This is a genomic window from Kitasatospora sp. NPDC059817 (genome assembly GCF_042731835.1).
In the GTDB taxonomy this organism is placed as follows: domain Bacteria; phylum Actinomycetota; class Actinomycetes; order Streptomycetales; family Streptomycetaceae; genus Kitasatospora.
On record NZ_JBHWIR010000427.1, the window covers coordinates 1 to 1,535 of the forward strand.

At 73.4% G+C, this 1,535-nt stretch carries 2 protein-coding genes; one reads left to right on the forward strand and one right to left on the reverse strand.

The window, feature by feature from the left end; genetic code table 11:
* Positions 1-381: 381 nt before the first annotated feature.
* Positions 382-1,077 carry a DUF4241 domain-containing protein gene (locus tag ACFV61_RS35985; protein WP_380496399.1) on the reverse strand — a complete coding sequence of 232 codons (696 nt, stop codon included), beginning with the start codon at positions 1,075-1,077 and terminating at the stop codon, positions 382-384.
* Between the two features lie 248 nt (positions 1,078-1,325).
* Between ACFV61_RS35985 and ACFV61_RS35990 the strand changes: the two genes are divergently transcribed.
* Positions 1,326-1,535, forward strand: a 210-nt coding sequence (locus ACFV61_RS35990; RefSeq protein ID WP_380496401.1) for a hypothetical protein, incomplete at its 3' end; no start/stop codon positions are given.

Below are 1,535 nucleotides of genomic sequence, written 5' to 3' on the forward strand. Positions count from 1 at the left end.
TACACGATCAGCTTCCAGGCTCCCGGCTTCTACGCGAAGCACGGCTGGCGACGCCTGGGCGAAGTCCCGTGCGATCCGCCGGGCACCAGCAGGGTCTTCATGACCAAGGACCTCGACCCGCCGTCGGCCCCCTGAATCCGCAGTACCGCGGTGCTGCATGCCGTGTTCTGCCCGATCCTCAAGGACGGCAGTAGCGGGTGAGCATGCGGCCCCTGCCCGAGTAGCCGACGGGCTGGGCCCCCGCGGCCGGCAGAGCGGCGGCGGGGGCCTGCCGTCAGGTCGCCTCCGTCCGGCCATCGGCTATGCGTGGCCCGGAGTCGCGCTGGTCGGTAAAAGACCTCGACGCGGCGGCAGGGCCGGGCTGGCTCTCACCAGGCCCTCTCAGTCCCACGGGCTGGTGGGCACCGGGCCCGGGACGACGACCACCGCGATCTCGCCGTCGCGCGCACGGCCCGCCCAGACCTGGCCCCAGCCTTCCGGGACACCGAAGGCCAGCAGGTCGGCCCGGCATCCCTCGTCGCGGGCGAGCTCGAAGTAGCCCTCGCAGAGGTCTTCGGTGCCCCGCCCGACCGGCGGGCCGCCGAATCCGGCGGCGGTCACGTCGGCCAGGTAGCGGCGGAAGGGTTCGGTCAGCGGTTGCCAGGCGGTGGTGTCGGCGAAGCAGCCCATTGCGTCCTCCGCCGCGAATCCCGCGCCGGCAGCGCGCAGGGCCGGGTCCTCGCCCACGCCGAGGGCGAGATCCCACGTGACCACCGGCTCGTCGCGCACGCGCAGGCGCGTTGCGGCGCACTCCCGGTTCTCGCTGTAGTAGCCGTCGGAGAGGTGGGGCCAGTTGGCCCAGGAGACGTCCACCGGGTACTCGCCGGGCGGGATGCGGAACGCGAGCTCGCGCGGCGGCCCGGTGATCCAGGGCGAGTCCACGATCAACCGGCCGCTCGGCAGCCGGATTGCGGTGACCTCCTGCACCTCGGCGATCTCGATCCAGCTGCACGGGGTGTGCGGGTTTCCGCCGATCCGCAGGCCAGGTATGAACAGTCCGTCGAGGTACTCGCGCGTCCCCGGCCTGACCTCGTCCATTTCCGCCCCTTCCTTCTCACTCCTGTGGCACCTGTTGCCCCGGACGATACGCACCGCCGCAGACAACCTCCGGTGCCGTGGCCCGCCCGGCGCGGCCGGTTCTGACCGGGCCGCAGGGGCACGGGCGCGCAGGCCGGTTACGGGGAGGCTTCCGAAACGAGAACCGTTTCCAAAAACCCCGCCATCGATCGGTCAAGGTCTGTCGGAACGCGGCCGTAGCGACCGCCCGCTGCGCCAGGGTGGGCGCCATGAGACTCCTGAAACCCCGTCCTGCCCCGCGCGCGGGCCGGACGCCGTTCCGCGCGTTGCCGCTGATCGCGCTGGTCGTGGCCGGCGCGGTGATATCCCTCGGTACGGTCGTGCCCGGCGCGGCCGGGGGCGCCCCGGGGGGCCGGGGCGTGCTCGGCGTGACCGCCCGCCACCCCGGGGGGGGGGGCCACCACAACCACCGCGGGGCC